The organism is Variovorax gracilis, assembly GCF_030317115.1.
GTDB classification, from domain to species: Bacteria; Pseudomonadota; Gammaproteobacteria; order Burkholderiales; family Burkholderiaceae_C; genus Variovorax; species Variovorax gracilis.
The window spans coordinates 1-1,404 of the sequence record NZ_JASZYF010000096.1; the positions used below are offsets into that span (position 1 = coordinate 1).

At 65.7% G+C, this 1,404-nt stretch carries 3 protein-coding genes; all 3 read left to right on the forward strand.

Features of this window, described 5'->3' with window-relative positions; all coding sequences use genetic code 11:
- A partial coding sequence (locus QTH97_RS36885) for a UxaA family hydrolase (RefSeq protein WP_286567534.1) occupies positions 1-121 on the forward strand: 121 nt, incomplete at its 5' end.
- 59 nt (positions 122-180) lie between these two features.
- Positions 181-1,101, forward strand: a complete 921-nt coding sequence (gene kdgD, locus QTH97_RS36890; RefSeq protein WP_286573741.1) for a 5-dehydro-4-deoxyglucarate dehydratase — start codon at positions 181-183, stop codon at positions 1,099-1,101.
- A 14-nt stretch (positions 1,102-1,115) separates the two neighbouring features.
- A partial coding sequence (locus QTH97_RS36895; protein ID WP_286573742.1) for an aldehyde dehydrogenase family protein occupies positions 1,116-1,404 on the forward strand: 289 nt, incomplete at its 3' end.

Below are 1,404 nucleotides of genomic sequence, written 5' to 3' on the forward strand. Positions count from 1 at the left end.
CGTCGGCTGGGAAATGTTCCAGCTGATGCTCGACGTGGCGAGCGGCCGCAAGAAGACCTGGGCCGAGCACTGGAAGCTGCACAACGCGCTGGTGCTGTTCAATCCCGCCCCGGTGACCTGAGCGTCACGTCCCCTGCACTCCATTCATCCACCACCAGTCCCGTCCAGAGAGACCTTTCAATGAATCCGCAAGAACTCAAGACCATCATGGGCTCCGGCCTGCTTTCGTTTCCGCTGACCGACTTCGACAGCAACGGCGACTTCAACAAGAAAGGCTACGAGAAGCGCCTGGAGTGGCTGGCGCCCTATGGCGCCTCGGCGCTGTTCGCCGCGGGCGGCACGGGCGAGTTCTTCTCTCTCACGGGTGACGAATACCCCGGCATCATCAAGACGGCCGTCGACACCTGCCGTGGCGTGGTGCCGATCATCGCGGGCGCGGGCGGCCCGACGCGCTTCGCCATCCAGTGCGCGCAGGCGGCAGAGAAGGCCGGCGCCCACGGCATCCTGCTCTTGCCGCACTACCTGACCGAGGCGGGCCAGGAAGGCCTGGCCGCGCACGTGGAGGCGGTGTGCAAGAGCGTCGACTTCGGCGTGGTCGTCTACAACCGCGGCGGGGCCACCCGCTTCAAGCCGGACACACTGGCCGCATTGGCCGATCGCAACCCCAACCTCGTCGGCTTCAAGGACGGCGTGGGCGACATCGAGGCCATGGTGGCGGTCTACCAGAAGATGGGCGATCGCTTCGCCTACCTGGGCGGCCTTCCGACCGCCGAGGTCTATGCCGCCGCCTACAAGGCGATGGGCACGCCGGTCTACTCCTCGGCTGTCTTCAATTTCATCCCGAAGACCGCGATGGACTTCTATCACGCGGTCGCTGCCGACGACCTGAAGACGCAGCACCGCCTGCTGAAGGACTTCTTCATGCCGTACCTGGAGATCCGCAACCGCATGCAAGGCTACGCGGTGAGCATCGTCAAGGCCGGCGCCAAGATCGTGGGACACGATGCGGGGCCGGTCCGCGCGCCGCTGACCGACCTGAAGCCCGATGAAATGGAAGCGCTGAAGGTGCTCATCGACAAGCTGGGCCCCCAGGGCCTCTGAAAGAGAGCGCACGCATGCAGCAACACGACAACCTGATCGGCGGCGAATGGGTCAAGGGCCGCGCGTACAGCCGGAACCTGAACCCGTCGAATCTCGGCGACACCATCGCCGAATACACGCAGGGCGATGCCACGCACGTCGAAGCGGCGGTGGCCGCGGCGACCGCGGCGTTCCCCGCGTGGGCGACAGGCAGCATCCAGGCTCGCTCCGATGCGCTCGACAAGATCGGCAATGAAATCCTCGCGCGCAAGGAAGAACTCGGCACGCTGCTCGCACGCGAGGAAGGCAAGACCCGCGCCGAAG